General features: G+C 37.9%; 24 protein-coding genes. 12 read left to right on the plus strand and 12 right to left on the minus strand.

Annotated elements, in window-relative coordinates:
• Window positions 1-20: 20 nt before the first annotated feature.
• The 7 genes from B554_RS0104360 to B554_RS0104390 all read right to left on the minus strand — a co-directional run bounded on the left by B554_RS0104360 (window position 21) and on the right by B554_RS0104390 (window position 5,545).
• Complete coding sequence (locus B554_RS0104360) at window positions 21-608, minus strand: CvpA family protein (protein ID WP_004700582.1); 588 nt, start codon at window positions 606-608, stop codon at window positions 21-23.
• A gap of 6 nt (window positions 609-614) precedes the next feature.
• Window positions 615-1,619, minus strand: coding sequence for a quinone-dependent dihydroorotate dehydrogenase (locus B554_RS0104365; RefSeq protein WP_019457103.1), 1,005 nt, complete (start codon window positions 1,617-1,619; stop codon window positions 615-617).
• Window positions 1,620-1,708: 89 nt separating this feature from the next.
• Window positions 1,709-2,188, minus strand: a complete 480-nt coding sequence (gspM, locus tag B554_RS0104370) for a type II secretion system protein GspM (RefSeq protein WP_004700580.1) — start codon at window positions 2,186-2,188, stop codon at window positions 1,709-1,711.
• Window positions 2,188-3,327: a type II secretion system protein GspL gene (gene gspL / locus B554_RS0104375; RefSeq protein WP_019457104.1), complete on the minus strand. Its 1,140-nt coding sequence runs from the start codon at window positions 3,325-3,327 to the stop codon at window positions 2,188-2,190. Before gspL ends, gspM begins: the two co-directional genes overlap by 1 nt.
• Window positions 3,328-3,349: 22 nt before the next feature.
• A complete protein-coding gene (locus tag B554_RS0104380; RefSeq protein WP_019457105.1) occupies window positions 3,350-3,805 on the minus strand; it encodes a SixA phosphatase family protein in 456 nt (151 codons plus the stop codon).
• A gap of 56 nt (window positions 3,806-3,861) precedes the next feature.
• Complete coding sequence (locus B554_RS0104385) at window positions 3,862-4,935, minus strand: NAD(P)H-dependent glycerol-3-phosphate dehydrogenase (RefSeq protein ID WP_019457106.1); 1,074 nt, start codon at window positions 4,933-4,935, stop codon at window positions 3,862-3,864.
• A gap of 34 nt (window positions 4,936-4,969) precedes the next feature.
• Window positions 4,970-5,545 (minus strand): nitroreductase, encoded by a 576-nt coding sequence (locus tag B554_RS0104390; protein ID WP_019457107.1) that lies wholly within the window; start codon window positions 5,543-5,545, stop codon window positions 4,970-4,972.
• Window positions 5,546-5,748: 203 nt separating this feature from the next.
• Between B554_RS0104390 and B554_RS0104395 the strand changes: the two genes are divergently transcribed.
• Complete coding sequence (locus tag B554_RS0104395; RefSeq protein ID WP_019457108.1) at window positions 5,749-6,129, plus strand: hypothetical protein; 381 nt, start codon at window positions 5,749-5,751, stop codon at window positions 6,127-6,129.
• 39 nt (window positions 6,130-6,168) lie between these two features.
• Here the strand turns inward: B554_RS0104395 and rhlB are convergent, their stop codons facing one another.
• Both rhlB and B554_RS0104405 read right to left on the minus strand, forming a co-directional pair.
• Complete coding sequence (rhlB, locus tag B554_RS0104400; protein ID WP_004700570.1) at window positions 6,169-7,320, minus strand: ATP-dependent RNA helicase RhlB; 1,152 nt, start codon at window positions 7,318-7,320, stop codon at window positions 6,169-6,171.
• 110 nt (window positions 7,321-7,430) lie between these two features.
• A complete protein-coding gene (locus B554_RS0104405) occupies window positions 7,431-7,643 on the minus strand; it encodes a cold-shock protein (protein ID WP_000126912.1) in 213 nt (70 codons plus the stop codon).
• Window positions 7,644-8,018: 375 nt separating this feature from the next.
• Between B554_RS0104405 and B554_RS0104410 the strand changes: the two genes are divergently transcribed.
• The 5 genes from B554_RS0104410 to B554_RS0104430 all read left to right on the plus strand — a co-directional run bounded on the left by B554_RS0104410 (window position 8,019) and on the right by B554_RS0104430 (window position 10,751).
• Window positions 8,019-8,264 (plus strand): sulfurtransferase TusA family protein, encoded by a 246-nt coding sequence (locus B554_RS0104410; RefSeq protein ID WP_019457109.1) that lies wholly within the window; start codon window positions 8,019-8,021, stop codon window positions 8,262-8,264.
• Window positions 8,265-8,397: 133 nt separating this feature from the next.
• Complete coding sequence (gene rpoH, locus B554_RS0104415) at window positions 8,398-9,264, plus strand: RNA polymerase sigma factor RpoH (protein ID WP_002049311.1); 867 nt, start codon at window positions 8,398-8,400, stop codon at window positions 9,262-9,264.
• Between the two features lie 111 nt (window positions 9,265-9,375).
• Window positions 9,376-9,741 (plus strand): DUF423 domain-containing protein, encoded by a 366-nt coding sequence (locus B554_RS0104420; protein ID WP_019457110.1) that lies wholly within the window; start codon window positions 9,376-9,378, stop codon window positions 9,739-9,741.
• A 13-nt stretch (window positions 9,742-9,754) separates the two neighbouring features.
• A complete protein-coding gene (thiS, locus tag B554_RS0104425) occupies window positions 9,755-9,952 on the plus strand; it encodes a sulfur carrier protein ThiS (protein ID WP_004700562.1) in 198 nt (65 codons plus the stop codon).
• Window positions 9,953-9,965: 13 nt separating this feature from the next.
• Entirely contained in the window at window positions 9,966-10,751 is a 786-nt protein-coding gene (locus B554_RS0104430) for a thiazole synthase (protein ID WP_019457111.1), read from the plus strand.
• Window positions 10,752-10,949: 198 nt separating this feature from the next.
• Here B554_RS0104430 and yaaA read toward each other — a convergent pair whose 3' ends face one another.
• Window positions 10,950-11,729 (minus strand): peroxide stress protein YaaA, encoded by a 780-nt coding sequence (gene yaaA / locus B554_RS0104435; protein WP_019457112.1) that lies wholly within the window; start codon window positions 11,727-11,729, stop codon window positions 10,950-10,952.
• A 125-nt stretch (window positions 11,730-11,854) separates the two neighbouring features.
• Here yaaA and B554_RS0104440 point away from each other — a divergent pair, with 125 nt between their 5' ends.
• Complete coding sequence (locus tag B554_RS0104440) at window positions 11,855-12,487, plus strand: alpha/beta hydrolase (RefSeq protein WP_019457113.1); 633 nt, start codon at window positions 11,855-11,857, stop codon at window positions 12,485-12,487.
• A 59-nt stretch (window positions 12,488-12,546) separates the two neighbouring features.
• Here B554_RS0104440 and rtcR read toward each other — a convergent pair whose 3' ends face one another.
• A complete protein-coding gene (rtcR, locus tag B554_RS0104445; protein WP_019457114.1) occupies window positions 12,547-14,145 on the minus strand; it encodes an RNA repair transcriptional activator RtcR in 1,599 nt (532 codons plus the stop codon).
• Between the two features lie 67 nt (window positions 14,146-14,212).
• Between rtcR and B554_RS0104450 the strand changes: the two genes are divergently transcribed.
• From B554_RS0104450 to rtcA, 5 genes are all read left to right on the plus strand, one after another.
• Complete coding sequence (locus B554_RS0104450; protein WP_019457115.1) at window positions 14,213-15,187, plus strand: ribonuclease Z; 975 nt, start codon at window positions 14,213-14,215, stop codon at window positions 15,185-15,187.
• A 255-nt stretch (window positions 15,188-15,442) separates the two neighbouring features.
• A complete protein-coding gene (locus tag B554_RS0104455) occupies window positions 15,443-16,711 on the plus strand; it encodes an RtcB family protein (protein ID WP_019457116.1) in 1,269 nt (422 codons plus the stop codon).
• A 4-nt stretch (window positions 16,712-16,715) separates the two neighbouring features.
• A complete protein-coding gene (locus tag B554_RS0104460; RefSeq protein ID WP_019457117.1) occupies window positions 16,716-17,216 on the plus strand; it encodes a hypothetical protein in 501 nt (166 codons plus the stop codon).
• Window positions 17,217-17,236: 20 nt separating this feature from the next.
• Window positions 17,237-17,695, plus strand: a complete 459-nt coding sequence (locus B554_RS0104465) for a DIP1984 family protein (protein WP_019457118.1) — start codon at window positions 17,237-17,239, stop codon at window positions 17,693-17,695.
• A gap of 259 nt (window positions 17,696-17,954) precedes the next feature.
• A complete protein-coding gene (gene rtcA / locus B554_RS0104470; protein ID WP_019457119.1) occupies window positions 17,955-19,001 on the plus strand; it encodes an RNA 3'-terminal phosphate cyclase in 1,047 nt (348 codons plus the stop codon).
• 33 nt (window positions 19,002-19,034) lie between these two features.
• Here the strand turns inward: rtcA and B554_RS0104475 are convergent, their stop codons facing one another.
• Window positions 19,035-20,495, minus strand: a complete 1,461-nt coding sequence (locus B554_RS0104475; RefSeq protein ID WP_019457120.1) for an aminoacyl-histidine dipeptidase — start codon at window positions 20,493-20,495, stop codon at window positions 19,035-19,037.
• Between the last annotated feature and the right edge of the window lie 126 nt (window positions 20,496-20,621).

The following is a 20,621-nucleotide window of genomic DNA, read 5'->3' on the forward strand; positions in this document are numbered from 1 at the left end:
CCTCGCAGACAAGCTAGGAATTAATAAAAAGGATTCTTTGTTGAATGGTCGGATCGGGTTTCTGATTCATCCGATTCGTCCATTGTTTTTGAAGGGGTGCTTGATGCACTACCTCCAGATGTTATCTGATGATACGCCTCACTTGCTGCATCTTTAGACAACTCTGTTGCTAAAGGTGCATAAGGCAATAAAAACTGTATAAGTATGGACTGTTTCCAGTTTGCTGAACTTTCAACCCAAGGTCCTACGCCTTGCATGGTCACAAGAACAACTAGTAAACCTTTTAAGGAACCAAAAGCGCCACCTGCTAAACGATTTAATGGCCCCAATTTCAAACTTTTCAAGAGGCCATTTAAAATTGCAGTGACGATCCAAGTTAAAACAATAATAATGAGTGCAATAAATGCAAAAGCCGCAATCTTTTGAACCACCGGATCCTGACTTAAACCCGACATTGACGGAGCTAGAAGAACAGCATATTTTGCACCCATAATTAATGCAAAAATCCATCCTACCAAGTTCGCAAAGGCTTTTATAAATCCTTGTCGCAAACCGTTTAGCCCCCCAATGAGCAAAAGTATTAGAATGATGATATCAATAGTGTTCATGTTCAATTAGGTCATAGCTTCAACACATTGCTTTACAAGTGTTGGTCCCGTATAGATTAGACCACTATAAATTTGAACAAGTGTTGCGCCAGCTTGTTGTTTCGCTAAAGCCTGCTCACCAGACAAGATACCACCCACACCAATCAAAGGAATTTGTCCTTTTAATGATTGAGCAAATAAACGCAAACATTCTGTACTTTTTTCAAATACAGGAGCGCCTGACAAGCCACCTGACTCATTACCGTAAGGCAGGTTTTCAACCCCTTCTCTCGATAAAGTCGTATTAGTCACAATAAGACCATCAATTTTAAAATCAAGTAATTGTGCAGAGATAAATTCAACATCTTCAGCCGTAAGGTCAGGAGCGACTTTTAAAACCAAAGGAACATAATGATTATATTGCTCAGCCAACTCAAGTTGACGTGCTTTTAGTGTTTGCAACAATTCAGTTAACGCATCACCACTTTGTAAACTACGCAAGTTTTTAGTATTTGGAGATGAAATATTAACTGTAATATATGACGCGTAGTTATAAACTTTCTCAAGACAAATTAAGTAATCATCAACCGCCTTTTCAACAGGCGTATCGGCATTTTTACCAATATTGATTCCTAAAATGCCTCTAAATTTTGAAGCTTTAACATTTTCAATAAGCTTATCAACACCATCATTATTAAAACCCATACGGTTAATAATGGCTTTAGCTTCAGGAATACGGAATAAACGTGGTTTTGGATTGCCTGATTGTGGGCGAGGTGTAATTGTGCCAATTTCAATGAAACCAAAACCCAATCCGGCTAAGGCATCAATATGAGCACCATTTTTATCTAGCCCCGCAGCCAAACCTACAGGATTAGGAAACTCGATTCCCATACATTTGGTCGGCTTTGCTTGTACAGCCTGACGCATCATGCCTAGCTTATGTGCTTTATCAAGCATGGATAATGTTAATTCATGGGCACGCTCTGGTGCTAAACTAAACAACATCGGGCGAGCAAGTGAATATAACATACCAATCACAATCTACTGATTTTAGGTACGCATATTATAGGCACAGGTAGCACAAAACACCATGCTTGACATAAGCATATTTTGATATGTTATTGAACTGTCGCTGTTAATTTAATCTGACCTTCACTGGAAACCATTTCCATCTTCTGAATACTAAGACCCATCTGTGCAAGTTGTGTTAAAAAGTTAGCTAAAATTGCATAATTTTGATGTGTTACAACAATTTGTAACTGCTCTCCATTTTGCTGAGAAGTCACAGTTAAACCTTGCTGTTGAGCGACTCTTTGAATTTTTCCAGACTTATCAAGTTCAAGCTCATTTGCAGGCTTCATAGTAACAGCATTACTTTGCATCCACACCATTAGGTCTTTTAAATCATTTAAGCGCTTTTGCTGTTGTTCTGCCAAAGAATGCATTTTCCAAAGCGAAGAGCCAATGATCGCCACCACCACAAAAATTGTAGTAAAGATGACCATAATACGTTCACGGACCGTTAAACGATCCAAATATTGAACAACTTGTTCAATCCACTGATCAAAACGATTTTGCAATTGAGCTAACATTTTCATTATTGTATTTTCACCACCCCAATTGCACCACTACCATTTGCTTGGACATTACCTAGCTCAGCCTTAAATCCTTGCTGATTCAATTGTTGTGTCAAAGCTTGTAAATCATCTGCCGATTTTGCTTTTAATGCCATTGTTAGGATTGAAGCATCATAATTAAGTTGCTGAGCCAAAATCTGTCTTTGCATTAAAATAGGCCCAACACGACTTAACAAAGAAAGTGCTTGAGTATCACCCTGCTGGCTCATTCTTAAATGGCTTTCAAATTGACCTTTAATATTTTGTTCGGTTACGCGACTAGATGGCCCAAACCAGTATTTATATTGTTCAATTGTTTGGTCAGAGGTTTGGTTCGCCACTTTTTTCAATTTAACCCAACGCAATAAATCATAACTAAATTGCACCACAATAATTGCTAAAACAATAGCAGCACAAGCTTTCCAATAGTTAGAAAAAGTACGCTCTTGGCCTTTTGACTTTGGCAAAACATTAAAAGGATGTTGTTTAGTTTTATCTAAAGGCTGGAATTGATAAATAAACTCAGAACGTTCGTCAGCACTTGAAGCCGCCTCTAAACTTTCGAGCTGCTCTACGGTTAAACCGCTATATTGATAATGCGTTTCGGCTGCCTGAAATTCTAAAAAAAGCCCCAAATCATCAACTGAATTGCCCAACCACTTATTTTCACGCACCAAGAGCTGATGACCAATATTACACAGCATAACTTGCTGAGCTTGTGGTTCAGGTAAAATCAGAAAATCTGGTAGTAAAGCCGCAAGTTTAGTTGGTAACAATGCTAAAGAATGTTGCCATGTCTCGACCATCCCCTGAGCAACACCCAATATAGTTAACTGATCGCCATGAAAATGATGAACCACTTTCATATGATCAATCGGCAAAGTCACAAACTCTTCAAGTAGATATTTAACCCCATCAGCCCCAAGCTGTTTATAGTGGGACTTTGCCATAGTTTGCTGAAGCATTTGAGCATGACGACTCGGAAAAAAGACTGTAGCTTCTTTTCCTTGGTGTATTTGCAAGTCTTGTATTAATTGATCGAGACTTGTAGCCTGCAACCAGTTCTCTCCGTTAGACCAATGCCATGTTCCATTGGTTTCAGGCATCCTTATATACAGCATGTCGGCTAAATAACCTTTTTAATTATATTGTGGGTATAAAACTATTCTTTTGTGTTGATAAACCATTTGCAATAACAGCTTGATCATAAATTCTAGCTTCGGCAAGGGCAAATGGATTGAAGTTCTCATGAGTAAGTAACTCTGCAATATGACCGACAACATTCATATGGCAAACCACCACAATCGACTCATAAGGAATTTGAGACAACCACTCAACCGCTTCTCTTGCATCATCATCTGGCTTAATTTTATCGCACAATAATACAGGCACATCTTTAAAATATGTCTGGATATGCGCTAATGTTTCTTGAGCACGCAGTAACGGACTAACAACAAAAATATCTGGTTTAACAATATCTTTTAAAAATATTGCTGTTTGCTCAGCCTGTGCATGTCCACGCGCAGTAAGTGGACGTTTAATATCATTACCATTTACTGGCGGAGCAGCTTCCCCATGACGAACTAATGTCAGTTGCATAAAATTTCCTTGTTAATAATTCCTGCATTATAACCACAATTTATGACATTTATTCGTCAGACTTCATGATGAGGTAAAACAAACTCAACATCACTACGGTGCCCATTTTTCATAAGTGAAAGCGCAATATTTAATGGTGGAGCACCCTCAAAAATTACTTCATATAAGGCATTGGTGATTGGCATATACACATCCAGTTCTTCTGCTTTACCACGCACTTGAACAATTGTATTAATACCTTCTGCAGTTTGACCCAACTCTTTACTTGCCTGATCAAGTGTCTTACCAGAACCTAATGCATAACCGATTTGATAATTACGACTCAATGGACTATTACAAGTCGCAAATAAGTCACCAACACCAGATAAACCTAAGAACGTAAGTGGATTTGCACCCTGCTTTACCGCAAAACGGCTCATTTCAGCCAAAGCACGCGTTAAGATCATACTCTTGGTATTTTCACCAATTTTATATGCTGCCCCAATTCCCATCGCGACTGCATAAATATTCTTAAGCGCACCGCCTAATTCAACGCCATGCACATCATCACTACCAAAAACACGGAATAACGCACTATGCAGTGCATGTTGTACAGCATAACGAACAAGTTCCGAATCACTTGCAATCACCGTACCAGATGGCATACCTGCCATAATTTCTTTGGCAAGGTTTGGACCCGATAATACACCGTATGGAACTTCTGGTAATTCTTCACGAATAATATCGCTCATGAAACTAAACGTTTTAGCTTCAACACCTTTGGTTAAAGACACGACTGCTTGCGCAGTAATATAAGGCGCGATTTGTTTTAAAACATCGCGGAAAGAATGACTAGGAATTGCGACCAAAATAATATCTCGATCACATACAGCTTGTTCCAAATCCGAAACAGCGCGCAATGAAGATTCTAAAGTGAAGTCTGGCAAATAACGCTTATTAATATGGGTTTTATTAATTTCTTCGGCTGTTTCGGCATCACGAATCCAGATCATGGTATCGCAGCCATTACGAGCAGCCAAATTAGCCATGGCTGTACCAAAGCTACCGCCACCTAAAACAGTAATGCGTAATGCCGTTTTTTTATCGACCGCAACAGGTTCCACCAAATCTGTAAACTTAAATTCAGCCATGCTTTATTATCCTATTTCTTACTTTTACAGACGTTTAAGCCTGCCAAACTTTTACGAATTCTTTACTTTCAATATCTGCACGCGGTGCAATTGCTTTAGCTGCTGTGCCAACGTAAATAATACCTGATATTAAATCATGGGGTTGCAAACCTAAATGCTGTTTTAACCAATTTGATTCGACAACAGCACCACTACGCCACATGGTTGAAAACCCTTGAGCTTGCAAAGATAACAAAAGATTTTGTACTGCCGCACCTGTACTTAAGATTTGCTCAAAATGTGGCACTTTAGGATGATCTTGCAACTGAGTAAGCGCTAAAATAAGTAGCGGAGCGCGAAAAGGATGTTGCTTAACGCGTTCAAGTTGAGCAGGATCAGTTTCACCTAAATCTGCCAAAGCTTTTGCTAGAACCTCACCAAAAGCTCCACGTTGTTCGCCAGAAACAATTACAAAACGTGTTGGCTTAAGTCTATGATGATCTGGAGCTGTTAAAGCAGCCTGAAAAGCCAACTCTAATTGATCTGAGTTTGGAGCGGGTTCAATTAATTGGCCAATAGACTGACGCTGATGAATATTTTGGTGAATTATTTGTATTGCTGAATCCGTCATTAATATTGATCTAACTCAAAAATTCGAAATAGATTAGCATAATCTACCGTTAATCCACCATGGAATCTAGCTTATAAACTTAGCCAACTCATAGTTTGACATTTTTTAATACAAAACTTCAAAACTCATACAACGTCTTCAAAATCAATTAGAAAACTTATGTTCAAATAACCCTATCTTTTGGCGGTTAACTTAGGTGAATCATGAAAAAAATAATTTTAGCGAGTGCAATGAGTAGCGTTATTTTATTACTAGGTGCTTGTGCAACTACTCCTAAAAACACTTTAGCAATTCAAAAAGAAAATAATCAGTTTGAAGTAACTGGTATTGGTAAAACTAATTTAATTGCAAAAAACAATGCAGTGACTGCCGCACAAAAAACCTGCTCTAAGAGCACAACCCCAGTTATTGTTGATGAAAAAACCACTTATCATGGTGTATTAAAAGATGTAGTCAGTGAAAAAACTGGTCAAATGGTAGAAGCTGCAGCAGGCGTCATTGGTAGTTTAACCGGTAAAAATGCGTCTTTAGCAAAAGATGATGATTACCAAACCACTCTTACTTTTTACTGTAAAATTAATTAAGTGAAAAAAATCCCAATCAACTGATTGGGATTTTTTTTATTAGCAATACCCATCTAATCGTGTGAGCGGTAGTTTTTTACCAATTGCTTTTTCAATTTCTGGTAAATAGAAAGCATCATCTTCAGACAAGAAACTAATACTTACACCTTGCGCCCCTGCACGACCAGTACGGCCAATACGGTGTACATAATCATCAGACTGTTCAGGCAAAGTAAAGTTGATTACATGCGATACGCCATCCACATGAATACCACGACCAGCAACATCGGTTGCAATCATGATGTTGTGTTTACCTTGCTTAAACTGCTCTAACATTTTCATACGTTTGTCTTGAGCAATTTCACCCGAGAGCATTCCCACTTTATATCCATCTTTTTTCAAATGGTCATATAGGCGGCGCACTTGATCACGGCGATTTGCAAAGATCATGACCTTATCAATCGGTTCTTCACGCAAAATATCTTGTAAAAGACGATATTTATCCTGTTTGGCTACAACATAAACACGTTGTTCAACATCGTTATTGGTCTTTTGTTCAGGTTCAATTTCAACTGTTACAGGTTCAAACAACCACTGTCTTGCCAAATTTAAGACGTCGTAGCTAAATGTCGCTGAAAACATGAGGGTTTGTCGTTGTTCCTTACGTGGTGAATAACGAACAATACGTTTTACCGAAGGAATAAAGCCCATATCTAATAAACGGTCAGCTTCATCAATCACTAAAAATTCAATTTGATCGAGCCAGACTTCTTTTTGTTCTACGAAATCAATTAAACGGCCAGGTGTAGCAACAATGATATCAACAAAATTAGCATCAAGTTGCTTCTTCTGCTTATCAAAATCGACACCACCCAATAGGGTTACGACATGTAAATTAGAGAATTTTGTGAGGAATTTCGCATCACTTTCAATTTGCAATGCCAACTCACGAGTAGGTGCCAAGATTAAAGCACGAGGCTCGCCACGGAAACGTTGCTCTTTAATCGGATTATTGAGTAAATCATTGATTACACTAATCAGAAAGGCAGCGGTCTTACCTGTTCCTGTTTGTGCTCGCCCAATTGCATCATGCCCGGCTAATGTATATTTTAAAACCTTTTGCTGAATTGGGGTCATTTGAGTAAACCCTAAAGCATCAATCGCCTTTTTAAGTTGCGGATGTAAATTCAAGGTTTCAAAACCAGATGTCATAAATACGTGCTCTAACAAACAATCTCTCGAATGAGAAGATCATTATAAACAAAAACGCTCCAATTCAAAAATTGGAGCGTCCATGATTCATCAAAAAGATGAATTTAGTCTTAGTCTAAAGGCTGAACGTTTTCAGCTTGAAAACCTTTTTGACCTTGTACAACGCTAAACTCTACGCGTTGACCGTCACGTAGAGAACGGTGACCGTCACCTACGATTGCACGGAAGTGAACGAATACATCGTCGCCGCCGTTACGTTGAATAAAACCAAAGCCTTTAGTGTCATTAAACCACTTTACTACGCCTTGTTCACGAGCTGTCATAAGTCAATCCTCAGATGATGAAAAAAGGACCTTCCGGTGTTGCAAACAGCAGAGTAAACAAGGATTTAAAATTTTTATAATCTTAAAGCTTGTAATCATTCTGTAAAACTATCAACAATTTCCGGTTACATCCATTTGTTATAGGTTATTAAAACAATTTAACTGTGTGGTAATCCCTAAAACGGTTCGAGCTTAACACGGGTTTATGACAATTAATAGAATTTTTTTCAAATATTTCCCCTATTTTTTAGCTCTTTTTTTAAACACCTTATGACTAGAATTTTTATAAGAATCCGTGACCTCATAATTTTATAAAACAGCTAGAGTTCATAAGAAAATTTGTTAGAATATTTTTTTTAGTTGTTTTTATGATGAATGAGCACTACCTCTTCTGCTATTACCCCCATTGAAATTAATGCGCTTGGCCAACCATGTCCAATGCCTTTATTAATGCTAAAACGTGAGCTTAAAAAAGTATCTGGAAAGCAACTGTTTTTATTAAAGTCATCTGACCCACATAGTGAAATTGATGTAACCCGTTACTGCAATTTACATCATTTTATGTGTCAAACCACGCAGATTTCGGAAAGAGAATTTCACTATTTAATTGAAACTCAATGATTCTTTGATAAAATAAAAGATTAGAAACTGCATAAAATTTTACATTTTTCTACCCAATTTTCCTTAATTATGAAGACAATTCAAATTAAGATGAATTTATTGGTTAATCCATCCTATCCTATAAGGAGAACTCATGAGTGACAGCAGCAATCAATTGATGCCCCTGTCATTGTCTGCGCCCGGTGTAAACCTTGGTGCATATATCAGTACTGTCAATCAGATTCCTATTTTAACGGCCGAGCAAGAAAAAGAACTTGCTGAACGTTATTATTATGACCAAGATCTTGATGCCGCAAAAATGCTGGTAATGTCGCATTTACGTTTTGTCGTTCATATTGCGCGCAGCTATGCAGGTTATGGCCTACCACAAGGCGACCTTATTCAAGAAGGTAACTTAGGCTTAATGAAAGCCGTAAAACGTTTCGACCCAAATATGGGCGTACGTCTTGTCTCTTTTGCCGTCCACTGGATTAAGGCAGAAATTCACGAATACGTTATTCGCAACTGGCGTATTGTCAAAATTGCAACGACAAAAGCTCAACGTAAATTATTTTTCAATTTACGTAGCCTAAAAAAATCGAGTAAAAAATTAACGCTCGAAGAAGCTCAATCGATTGCTAATGACTTAAATGTAACTCCAGAACAAGTTCTGGAAATGGAAGGTCGTTTAACCGCTTATGATGCTGCCTTTGAGGCACAAGGCGATGACGACGATGACACACCACACACAGCGCCTGCGTTGTATCTTGAAGATAACCGCTACGACCCTGCTCGTTTAGTTGAAAATGAAGACTGGGAAGAGCAAAGCACATCTGCTTTACATGATGCCATGGATCAGTTAGATGATCGTTCGCGGAATATTTTGCAGCGTCGTTGGTTAGATGATGATAAATCTACCCTACACGAGCTTGCTGCTGAATATAATGTTTCTGCGGAACGTATTCGTCAGCTTGAAAAAAATGCGATGGAAAAAATTAAAGTCGCAATGTCAGCAAGCTAAATTAAATGAAAAAAATAAAAGGGCGATAAGCCCTTTTGTTTTATCTGGCTATGTTTAGCCAACCTATTCTATGGTAACGTTGCCTTTCATTATTCAGTAGCGTTTTTTGTTATGTGGATTGCCATTTCAGCCCTTAATCTTGCTTTTGCAGTCATGTTGGGTGCTTTTGGAGCACATGGTCTTAAAGCTCACGCGGGTCCTGAGCAACTTGCTTGGTGGCAGACTGCAACCGATTACTTTTTTTATCATGCTTTAGGCCTACTAGCACTTGGTATTTTAAGTAAGGTTCTTCCTCTCTTTCCAATCAAGTTATCTTTCTTGCTTATTCAAATTGGTATTCTATTTTTCTGTGGTTCGCTTTATATCATGGCACTAGGTTTACCACGAATATTAGGCGCAATTACACCAATCGGTGGAGCCTTAATGATTGCTGGATGGCTGATCTTGGCTTGGAATGCTTTCAAATACGCTAAATAGTCGGAATGTGATCATGCAAATTTATTTAAATGGCGAATTAACGGACACGCCTAGCCAAAACCTGTTGCAACTCATTCAGGAACTGGCACTTGAAGGAAAACGTTTTGCTGTTGAACACAATCAGCAAATCGTTTCTAAAAGCAAATTAGAGCAAATTACGATTGCTCAACATGACCGTATCGAAATTATTCACGCTGTTGGCGGCGGCTAAGTCGGAGTTATCCATGCAAGACACCCCTCTCATTATTGGTTCACGTTCTTTTCAATCTCGTTTATTGGTAGGAACTGGCAAATATAAAGACTTAAATGAAACGGATTTAGCTATTCAAGCCAGTGGTGCAGAAATTGTAACTGTCGCAATTCGTCGTGTGAATATTGGACAAAATCCAGATCGACCGAATTTACTTTCAGTCATTCCACCAGAAAAATATACAATTTTGCCAAATACCGCAGGTTGTTTTGATGCTGATAGCGCAGTACGCACATGTATGTTAGCGCGTGAACTTCTAGACGGTCACAACTTGGTAAAACTCGAAGTTTTAGGTGATGAAAAAACCTTATATCCAAATGTAACCGAGACTTTAAAAGCCGCTCGTACTTTGATTGATGACGGTTTTGAGATTATGGTCTACACGTCTGATGACCCAATCATTGCTCAAGAACTTGAAAGTATGGGCTGTGTCGCAATTATGCCTTTAGGTAGTTTGATTGGTTCAGGTTTAGGTATCTTAAATCCACACACTATTTCAATTATTAAAGAAAATGCGAAAGTACCTGTCCTAGTCGATGCAGGAGTTGGTACAGCAAGTGATGCCGCTATTGCAATGGAACTCGGTTGTGACGGCGTGCTCATGAATACAGCGATTGCAGCTGCGCAAAACCCTATTTTAATGGCTTCTGCCATGAAAAAAGCTGTTGAAGCAGGACGTGAAGCATTTTTAGCTGGTCGTATGCCACGTAAACGCATGGCAAATGCAAGTTCACCAGAAACAGGTTATTTCTTTAAATAATCTATTTCTGGTGAGAATACAGCCTTTAATTGCCGTTTTAACTTTAATGCAACTTGTATAGGCATGTTACTTTTCAAAGATGAAAAGTAACAAAAATCTTTTGTTTCGCTGATATTACATCCATGTAATACAGCGAAACAGTGGCATCCATGCCACCTCACGATAGTTACAGCTTACTAGAGTTTAATTTGAGTAAGGCTAAGCTACTTGCTCATCACGTTTAAATACCAACTCTTTTGCAGATGAGTTATCAGCATCAAAGTAGTAACCCTCTGTATTAAACGCTTTGATGTCTTCAGCTTTATTTAATTGGTTTTCAATAATAAAACGAGCCATTAAACCGCGTGCTTTTTTCGCATAGAAACTAATGACTTTATATTTGCCATTTTTCTGGTCAAGGAAAACAGGCTTCACGATTTCAGCCTTAATTTTCTTTTCATTCACAGACTTGTAATATTCATCCGAAGCTAGATTTACTAGTAATTCAGATTTAATTGCGGCCAAGTCTTCATTAATCTGGTTAGTGATGATATCACCCCAAAATTCATACAAATTATGGCCACGCGTATTTTTTAATTTAGTGCCCATCTCAAGACGATAAGGCATCATTAAATCTAAAGGACGCAATAAACCATATAGACCAGAGAGCATACGCAAATGCTGCTGTGCAAAATCAATATCTTTGTCTTTTAAATGATAAGCATCTAAACCAGTGTAAACATCACCTTTAAATGCATAGATTGCTTGGCGAGCATTTGAGAAATTAAATTCGGGATTCCAATCTCTAAAACGATCTGCATTGAGTGTGGCAATTTTTTCACTAACACTCATTAAAGTCGCAATTTCCGAAGCGGAAAGTTTGCGGCAAACATCAATTAATTGTGCTGAGTTTTCTAATAAGCGCGGCTGAGTAAACTCATCTGTAGGTAACGCTGTTTCATAATCTAAAGTTTTTGCAGGAGAAATTAAAGCAAGCATAGACAACCTGAAAAAATTATTCTTAATACCAACTATAACAGTAGATTTTTTTTAATGCTAACTTGTGTTTTCAATGACGACTATCGGTAAAATAGGAATACGTATTGTTATTTATCGATTCTTATATGTCTGAGCAAATTTTCATTCAGGGTCCAGTTGGTAAAATTGAACTTTTTGTAGACCGCCCTGAAGGTGAAATCAAAGGCTTTGCGGTTGTTTGCCATCCGCACCCATTGCAAGGTGGAACTCCTCAACATAAAGTCCCTGCTCTTTTAACCCAAATCTTTAATGAATATGGTTGTATCGTTTACCGTCCTAGTTTCCGTGGTTTAGGCGGTAGTGAAGGTGTTCATGATGAAGGTCATGGCGAAACTGAAGATATTTTAGCTGTCATTGAACACGTTCGTAAGCTTCATGAAGGCTTGCCGTTCTATGCAGGCGGTTTTAGCTTCGGCTCACATGTTTTGGCAAAATGTTATGCGCAGCTTAGCCCAGAATTACAACCAGTACAGTTAATTTTGTGTGGCTTACCAACAGCAACTGTAGTGGGCTTGCGTCACTATAAAACTCCTGAAATTCAAGGTGATATTCTACTCATTCATGGTGAGCAAGATGATATTACTTTACTTTCAGATGCAATTGCATGGGCAAAACCACAGAAGCATCCAATTACGATTTTACCTGGCGCTAACCACTTCTTTACAGGTTATTTAAAACAGCTTCGTCAAATCATTACACGCTTTATTATCATGAAATAAAGTGTATTTGATGGGCATAGATTGAGTCTATGTCCATCATTTCATAAGCACAGTAACTGCTAAAAATTATTCCAACTTAACCCAAAACGCGCTAAATATTTTTTTACTCGGTCGCTATCATTTGTTGTATTACGTTGTTGGCGAGATACCGAAAAGAGTTGTCTTCCCGCCTCTGCCATTGATTTTGAATTTTCACAGACTTTGAGCACACCTCGTAATTGAATCTGATCAAATTCATCTATTTGCTCTATTTGTTTAGAATCCAAATAGTTCAACAAAATATCTATATTTTTATCCTTGTAAGATTCACCCTGAATAAGCCAAAGTTGCTTTAGGCGCTCAATTTCTTTTTCTACAGCCTCACGACGAATTAACTCACCTTGAGATAAAGTTGCCAAACGAGTTACGCTCGCTGCTAAATCTCTAAAATTTCCTTGCCATGATGCATCTGCCGATTTAGCAAACTTTAAATATGTTTCTAATGCATCACGTTGAAAACGTAATTGTCTTTGATGAATTGCAGCAAAACGCTGTAACTCAAAAACAATATTGGGTGCAATATCCTCTACACGGTCTTTTAAATTTGGTAAAAAGAATGTCCACGTATTCAAACGAGCCCATAAATCTTCACGAAATCGGCCAGCTTGAACTTCATTGCGCAAATCACGGTTAGTACCCGCTATTAGCTGAAAATCGGCCTGAATTTCCTTATCACTTCCAACAGGAAAAAAGCTTTTGTCTTCTAGCGCTTTTAGCAACATAGCTTGTTCATCAAGTCCCAATTCACCAATTTCATCTAAAAATAAAATGCCTTGATCAGCACTTTTTAATAAACCAGCACGAGATGCAGCTGCTCCTGTAAATGCACCTTTTATATGACCAAATAAAGTTGACATGGCACTATCACCACGCAAGGTTGCACAGTTAACATCAATAAAACGGCCGCTTAATTGAAATTTATCTTTCTTTAACTGAAAAATTTGTTTTGCCAAATGAGACTTACCAACCCCTGTTGCCCCCATAATTAAAATAGGCGCACTTGAGCGGGTTGCAACTAATTCAACTTCCTCAATAAGCTGATTAAACGCTTTATTATGAGTAGAAATATTGGCTTTAAGTTGTTGCCAATTTTGTTTTTGTTCATCATCGAAGCGTTGTTTTAAAACATCGTATCGAGATAAGTCCAGATCAATAATTCTATATTCACCTTCTGATGTCTTGTGTTGGTTAGGTGAACTTTGAATGAGTTGAGCTGGCAAATAATGTGCATCTACCAATAAGTACCAACAAATTTGAGCAACATGCGTTCCTGTCGTGATATGCAGTAAATAGTTATTTTTTTCGATATCAAACGGATACGTTTTTACAAAGTCATAGAGTGCACCATAAACTTCAGCAAAATCCCAAGGATCTTTAATACTTACCTTATGTCCAGAAACCTCAGTTTGTGGAGAAATCTCTTTAGCATCTGCTGCTATAGATTTAACTAAATTATGATGCTGTCGATCATGTAGAAGTACCAATTCATCTACAAGCAAATCTTCATGCATTAACAGACTAAGTGTAGGACGCCAACGCTGCCAGCGATCTGGCCTTCTCCCCTGATCAAGGGTAGAACCGACAAAGCCAATAACAACTGTTTTCTTTGCATCCGCCATAATTTCTATAAAATTTTATAAGTGTCTATAATATACAATACGCATTTGACCAAAAAATTCCAAGAATATGCTTCATTTTACTTTTTTAGGCACATCTTCAGGTGTACCGACGCTGACACGTAATGTTTCAGGATTAGCAGTTCGTAACAGCAAAAATAAGGACTGGATTTTAATTGATGCTGGCGAAGGGACACAGCACCGTATTCAACAAGCTAAACTTTCATTACAAAACCTAGTTGCCATTTGTATTACACATGTTCACGGCGACCATTGTTATGGTCTAGTTGGTTTATTAGCAAGTGCAGGCATGAATGCCCGTAGCAAACCCTTAATCGTGATTGCACCGAAAGAAATTCAGCAATGGTTTGAAATCACTGCCGAACTTACAGATTTACATTTACCCTATTCCCTTCAATTTATTGATGTGAATGAAGCAACGCAGCCACAACAAATCACTGACGAATTCATTGTTCAAGCACATCCACTAAGCCATCGTGTTCCAAGTTTTGCTTTTAGCATTTATATCAAATCTATTCAGAAGAAGTTAGATACCCAAGCTCTAACTCAGCTTGGCGTACCTCAAGGCAATATGTGGGGCCTTTTGAAACGAGGCTACAATATTGAATTTGAAGGACAAACCTTAAAAGCTGAAGACTTTATCAAAATTCAAAATCAACAAGTTCATGCAATTATAGGTGGTGATAATGACCAACCAGAACTATTAACTGACGCTTGCAAAGATGCCCAACTCCTTATTCATGAGTCCACATACTTACAAACGGTTTTAGATAAAGTCGGCAAAGGTCCAATGCATAGCTCAGCAAAAATGGTGGCTGAATTTGTAGAACAGCAATCTTTAAGCAATTTAATTCTGACGCATTTTAGCCCCCGACATCAGGATAAAGCTGGGCAGCAAGCTATTACTGAAGAAGTTCGCCAGTTTTATAAAGGTCATTTTTATTTAGCAAATGATTTTGATGAATTTACTTTAAATGAAGCTGGACAGCTTTTAAAAGTCGATAAAAACGGGAAGACCCATTAAATACATATATCCAAAAAGATATTTAAATATACTTTTAGATATCTTTTAAATATTAAAATTTCCAACAGAAATTAGTTGCGCAGAAATAACAATTGTTTTTATATATTATTTTCAATAACTTATATTTTTAATTAAGTATATTTTTAAAAGTTGGCACACTCAGTGCAATAGTACAAAGCACACAACATCATTCGGATATTGTGAATAACACCTGCCTGCAAACGCTTGGCAGGCAGGCTTTGAAAGGAAAAGAAAATGTCTGTCATTGAAGAAATTAACCAACAAGCTCAGTTTGAACAAAAGCAGCAACAACGTTCTTATGAAGTTCTGCAAAATGGAAAAAGTATGCCAGTCAAAATGTGGACTAAAGGCGTGCTTGTTGATGACAACTCAAAACAACAATTATTACAAACAGCTCAAATGCCTTTTATTTATAAATGGATGGCTGTAATGCCAGATGTACACTTCGGTTTAGGAGCAACTATTGGTAGCGTAATTCCAACCAAAGGGGCAATTATTCCTGCTGCTGTGGGTGTAGATATTGGTTGTGGAATGATGGCAACCCGTACAAGCTTAACTGCTTCAGATTTACCAGATAACTTACATGCTCTACGTACTGAACTTGAACGATTAATTCCCCATGGAATGACTAAGCGCGGACGTGATCGTGGTTCATGGGAAACTCCACCAGAAATGGTAGATCAAGCTTGGGCCAATCTTGTTGCAGATTTTGAATACATTTGTGCAAAACATCCACGTTTGAAAAACACCAATAACCGCAAACATTTGGGGACTTTAGGTACTGGAAACCACTTTGTCGAAATCTGTTTAGATGAGCATGATCATGTTTGGATTATGTTGCACTCAGGTTCTCGTGGTGTTGGAAATGCTATCGGTAATCATTTTATCGAACTTGCCCGTAAAGACATGCAGAAGCATTTCATTAATTTGCCAAATAAAGATTTAGCATACCTAGTAGAAGGAACTGAACACTTTGATGATTACTGGTTTGCAGTAGGTTGGGCTCAACGCTTTGCGATGAAGAACCGAGAAATCATGATGCAATCTGCGATTAAAGCCTTGGCTACTATTGTACCAAAGCCTTTTCAGGCACGTTTGGAAGCAGTGAACTGTCACCATAACTATGTGGAAAAAGAAGAACATTACGGTGAAGAAGTAATGGTCACTCGTAAAGGTGCAGTCCGTGCACGTCTAGGTGAATACGGAATTATTCCGGGTTCAATGGGAGCGAAGTCATTTATTGTCCGTGGACTTGGAAATCAGGAATCTTTCTGTTCATGTTCGCATGGTGCTGGACGTGTTATGAGCCGTACTGAAGCAAAACGACGCTTTACCGTAGAAGATCAGATTGCACAAACTGAAGGTGTGGAATGCCGTAAAGATGCTGCGGTTATTGATGAAATTCCATCGGCATATAAACCGATTGAAGATGTAATGAAAGCACAAAGCGATTTGGTTGAAGTGGTTTATACATTAAGACAAGTGGTGTGTGTTAAGGGTTAATGCTATGCAAAATATAGATATAGAAAAATTCAATCACATTTTAGAAGGGATATGTATAACAGCAAATGCTTTAGATCCAGCATTTCAACCACAATTTGACTGTTATATAGAACTATTAAATTTCAATGAAAATATGCCAATTTATGAGAACTTCAAGCAATTCTTTACTTCTAACTCCATTTGGAGAAACATGAAGAAAATGTGTGATGATCCACAATTTGTAGACTGGCAATTTCAAATGAAAAGTATAGGAACACCCACTGAAACAATAGATTACTTTTTTCGTAAAAATCTATTTTCCACGTTAAGTGATAAGCAATTCACGGTAATTGCAGTTTATTTAAAATCATATATTGAAGGTCTAATCGGAGAATTAAAAGATTCCCAACAGGGCTATATAAGACCACCAAATAAATATCTTCCAAAGTATCTCCAACATTGGCAGCATCTTTACCTCCAAGGTAAAGATGCAGAAATTCTGGTTACTTTTGAAGCCAACACTTAAAACTGTTACGGGTAAATAAAATGAAACTCGCAGAAGCACTTTTACTTCGAAGCGATCAACAAAAAAAGCTCGCTTCGTTAAAACAACGAATCAATGCCAATGTATTGGTACAAGACGGTGATGAACCTAGTGAAGATCCAAATGAACTGATCAAACAGATATTTGCTTTAACTCAGGAAAGCAATCAATTGATTTGTCGTATTCATTTGACCAATGCACAAGCAAAACTGGAAGATGGCAAAGTATTATTGTCTCTATTAAGCTTGCGCGATAATTATGCTGAACAGCATAAGATTTTAATCGATGCAATTGCTAATACACATCGAGAACCTGATCGTTATAGCTCACGTGAAATTAAGTGGAAGAAAGTCATTCCTGTTTCTAACTTACAAAAACAGGCGGATGATATCAGTGCGAAACTACGTGACTTAAACGTAAAAATTCAGGCTGCTAATTGGCAAATTGATCTAATCGATTAAACAATAGATTTTGTGAAATCATTTTCACAATCAAAGTTTGGACATACTGGGCGAGTACAAGATCCTGCATTACTCCGATCTGAGGGATTGAAAATAATTCAGGCGGCTATGGCAGCATGTGAGCCGTGCATCGATATTCACTTATCAGACTCAGCACTATGCACTTAGCAAACCTTTGTCAAAAGCAAAGTCACGCGTTACTTCGCATTACCATGTACTGACAGTATGTTCATTAAATTAGAAAATAAGGAAAATAGAAGTGAATACAGTTTTGGCAAATATGCCAAAAGCCATTCAAATTGATGGCTCACAAGGTGAAGGTGGTGGACAGATTTTAAGAACTGCCCTTGCGCTTTCAATGATTACAGGCCAACCGTTTGAATTAATTAATATACGTGCAGGACGTAAAAAACCAGGTTTAATGCGCCAGCATTTAGTTTGCGTACAGGCATCTCAACAAATTAGCCAAGCTTATGTGGAAGGCGCTGAATTACATAGCCAGCGTTTATATTTCGCACCTCAGCATGTTCAAAGTGGTAAATATCAATTTCAAATTGGTTCAGCGGGTAGTACAACACTGGTTTTACAAACGCTTCTACCTGTTTTGTTATTACAAAATGAAGCTAGCGAACTCACCATTTCAGGCGGTACACATAATCCACTTGCACCAACAGCAGATTTTATTGAACATTGCTTTTTACCTGCTCTAGCGAAGATTGGAATTAACGTAGATTTTAAATTAAATAAAGCTGGCTTCTTTCCAATTGGTGCGGGTGAAATTCAAGTTACCATTCAGCCATGGCAAAATCGAAACAAGCTAAATTTATTAGATCGTAGTGTTTTACAAAGCAATGAGGCTTTTGCAGCAGTATTAAATCTTTCAGAAGAAGTACAAATTGCACAACGCGAATTAACCACATTAAGTAAAAAGCTAAACTTAAGCTCTCAGCAGCAATTTCATTTAAATGGAATTAGCCAAGGCAATACAGTATATGTGAAAGTTACTCATCAATATCACAGCCAACTATTTACAGCTTTAGGTGAGAAGAGCAAAAGTGCAGAGCAAATAGCTGATCATTTAGCAAAAGATGTAAAGCTATATTTATCTTCGCAGGCTGTTGTAGATGAATATTTGGCAGACCAGTTACTGCTACCTTTGACATTAGCTCAAGGGGGTGAATTCACCGCACAATGTATTAGCGAACACACTCGTACTCAAGCGGCCATGATTGAAAAATTTATTGATTGTGAAATCGAGTTTGTTGAGTTAAATCCAGATCATTTTCATGTAAAGGTTAAAATTTAAGAAGCTCATAACTGAGCTTCTTAAACCTAAAAATTACTCTATGGATGCCAAAGCGGTTACCAGTAGCTTCCAGCATTTCTCTACAGTATCTACTTTTACTCGTTCGCCCGGCGCATGCGCCCCTTGAATATCCGGGCCAAAAGAAACCATCTGTAAATGTGGGTAATGTTCAGCAATAATTCCACACTCCAAGCCTGCATGAATCACTTTAAGATTTGGCTCAATATTAAATGCATTTTGATAGGCTTGTTGTAAGCACTTTAGAGCAGCCGAGTCAGGGTTTGGTGTCCAACCTGAAACTAACGGTGTGAGTATAGAGGTGATATTAAATTGACTAAAATGTGCCTGAATTTTTTCTGCAAAATCTTGAGCTTCTTGGTTCACCATTGAGCGAACCATTAAAACAGCTTTTCCGCCTTCTCTATTTAGTCTCACCACTCCAATATTATTTGAAGTTTCAACTACGTCTGGTAAAGCTTGACTCATACTTGCAACGCCATAAGGACTTGTTGCTAAAGCTTGTAACCACTCGTTTTGCTGTTGTTGAGTAATCACTTCAGTCACTTCAGCACTATTAGGCTGAATAATTAATTGCAGATTGTCATCAATACCTTGTAGCTGTTTTTTCCATGCTGTTTGATATTCATCGAGTAATTTTTCTAATTTAGGCAATTGGTTAGATGAAATTGCAATAGTCGCTACAGCTTCTCTCGGTAAAGCATTACGCGCCGTGCCACCTGTAAACTCAACAAGATGCCCACCAAGTGAGCCTAAATATTGATTTAAAAAGCGAGCCAAAATAACGTTAGCATTGCCACGTCCTAAATGAATATCTACGCCAGAGTGACCACCTTTAAGACCAGCTACCTGAATATTCATAATATTCAAATTTTCAGGGATTGGTTCATAACTAAGCGGCTGCTCTACTTCAACATCAATACTGCCAGCACATCCGAGATATAACTCGCCCCACTCTTCTGTATCAATATTAAATAACCATTTTCCTTTTAGCACACCTGCCTGTAAAAGCCGTGCACCACTCATACCCGCTTCTTCATCGACTGTTAAAAGAACTTCAATTGGTCCATGAGCAATATCATTTGAATCTAATACAGCTAAAGCTAAGGCTACGCCAATACCATTATCGGCACCTAAAGTAGTATCTTTAGCAATTAACCAGCCATCTTCGAGGACTGGACAAATCGGGTCTTTAAAGAAATCATGTACTGTGCCAGTGTTAGCTTGTGTGACCATATCTAAGTGGCCTTGAAGAATAACGCCAGACACATGTTCTTTACCCGTGGTCGCATTCTTACGGATAATTAAATTACCAACTTCATCTACGTAAGTTTCTAAATTTCGACTTTCAGCCCAGTTTTTTAAAAACTCACGAAGCTGCTGTTCGTGCTTTGAGGGACGTGGAATAGTGCAAAGTGTTTGAAAATGCTGCCAAACCACTTGAGGAGATAAGTTCGAAAAATCAAATGGCACCATATATTTATACTCTCACAAATATTCTTAATAAACGTAGGTTTATTGAAAGATAAGAACTTATCAGCGCAGTTTTAGCTTTTTATTAAAATCGACGCTGATAAATTAAAAAAATGACTTTAAATGTAG

Origin of the sequence: Acinetobacter sp. GG2 (assembly GCF_000292385.1) — a bacterium.
GTDB lineage: Bacteria > Pseudomonadota > Gammaproteobacteria > Pseudomonadales > Moraxellaceae > Acinetobacter > Acinetobacter seifertii.

Coding starts and splice junctions, on each gene's coding strand:
- B554_RS0104360 (WP_004700582.1), bottom strand. CDS start 608: ATGAACACTATTGATATCATCATTCTAATACTTTTGCTCATTGGGGGG.
- B554_RS0104365 (WP_019457103.1), bottom strand. CDS start 1,619: ATGTTATATTCACTTGCTCGCCCGATGTTGTTTAGTTTAGCACCAGAG.
- gspM (WP_004700580.1), bottom strand. CDS start 2,188: ATGAAAATGTTAGCTCAATTGCAAAATCGTTTTGATCAGTGGATTGAA.
- gspL (WP_019457104.1), bottom strand. CDS start 3,327: ATGCTGTATATAAGGATGCCTGAAACCAATGGAACATGGCATTGGTCT.
- B554_RS0104380 (WP_019457105.1), bottom strand. CDS start 3,805: ATGCAACTGACATTAGTTCGTCATGGGGAAGCTGCTCCGCCAGTAAAT.
- B554_RS0104385 (WP_019457106.1), bottom strand. CDS start 4,935: ATGGCTGAATTTAAGTTTACAGATTTGGTGGAACCTGTTGCGGTCGAT.
- B554_RS0104390 (WP_019457107.1), bottom strand. CDS start 5,545: ATGACGGATTCAGCAATACAAATAATTCACCAAAATATTCATCAGCGT.
- B554_RS0104395 (WP_019457108.1), top strand. CDS start 5,749: ATGAAAAAAATAATTTTAGCGAGTGCAATGAGTAGCGTTATTTTATTA.
- rhlB (WP_004700570.1), bottom strand. CDS start 7,320: ATGACATCTGGTTTTGAAACCTTGAATTTACATCCGCAACTTAAAAAG.
- B554_RS0104405 (WP_000126912.1), bottom strand. CDS start 7,643: ATGACAGCTCGTGAACAAGGCGTAGTAAAGTGGTTTAATGACACTAAA.
- B554_RS0104410 (WP_019457109.1), top strand. CDS start 8,019: ATGAGCACTACCTCTTCTGCTATTACCCCCATTGAAATTAATGCGCTT.
- rpoH (WP_002049311.1), top strand. CDS start 8,398: ATGAGTGACAGCAGCAATCAATTGATGCCCCTGTCATTGTCTGCGCCC.
- B554_RS0104420 (WP_019457110.1), top strand. CDS start 9,376: ATGTGGATTGCCATTTCAGCCCTTAATCTTGCTTTTGCAGTCATGTTG.
- thiS (WP_004700562.1), top strand. CDS start 9,755: ATGCAAATTTATTTAAATGGCGAATTAACGGACACGCCTAGCCAAAAC.
- B554_RS0104430 (WP_019457111.1), top strand. CDS start 9,966: ATGCAAGACACCCCTCTCATTATTGGTTCACGTTCTTTTCAATCTCGT.
- yaaA (WP_019457112.1), bottom strand. CDS start 11,729: ATGCTTGCTTTAATTTCTCCTGCAAAAACTTTAGATTATGAAACAGCG.
- B554_RS0104440 (WP_019457113.1), top strand. CDS start 11,855: ATGTCTGAGCAAATTTTCATTCAGGGTCCAGTTGGTAAAATTGAACTT.
- rtcR (WP_019457114.1), bottom strand. CDS start 14,145: ATGGCGGATGCAAAGAAAACAGTTGTTATTGGCTTTGTCGGTTCTACC.
- B554_RS0104450 (WP_019457115.1), top strand. CDS start 14,213: ATGCTTCATTTTACTTTTTTAGGCACATCTTCAGGTGTACCGACGCTG.
- B554_RS0104455 (WP_019457116.1), top strand. CDS start 15,443: ATGTCTGTCATTGAAGAAATTAACCAACAAGCTCAGTTTGAACAAAAG.
- B554_RS0104460 (WP_019457117.1), top strand. CDS start 16,716: ATGCAAAATATAGATATAGAAAAATTCAATCACATTTTAGAAGGGATA.
- B554_RS0104465 (WP_019457118.1), top strand. CDS start 17,237: ATGAAACTCGCAGAAGCACTTTTACTTCGAAGCGATCAACAAAAAAAG.
- B554_RS0104475 (WP_019457120.1), bottom strand. CDS start 20,495: ATGGTGCCATTTGATTTTTCGAACTTATCTCCTCAAGTGGTTTGGCAG.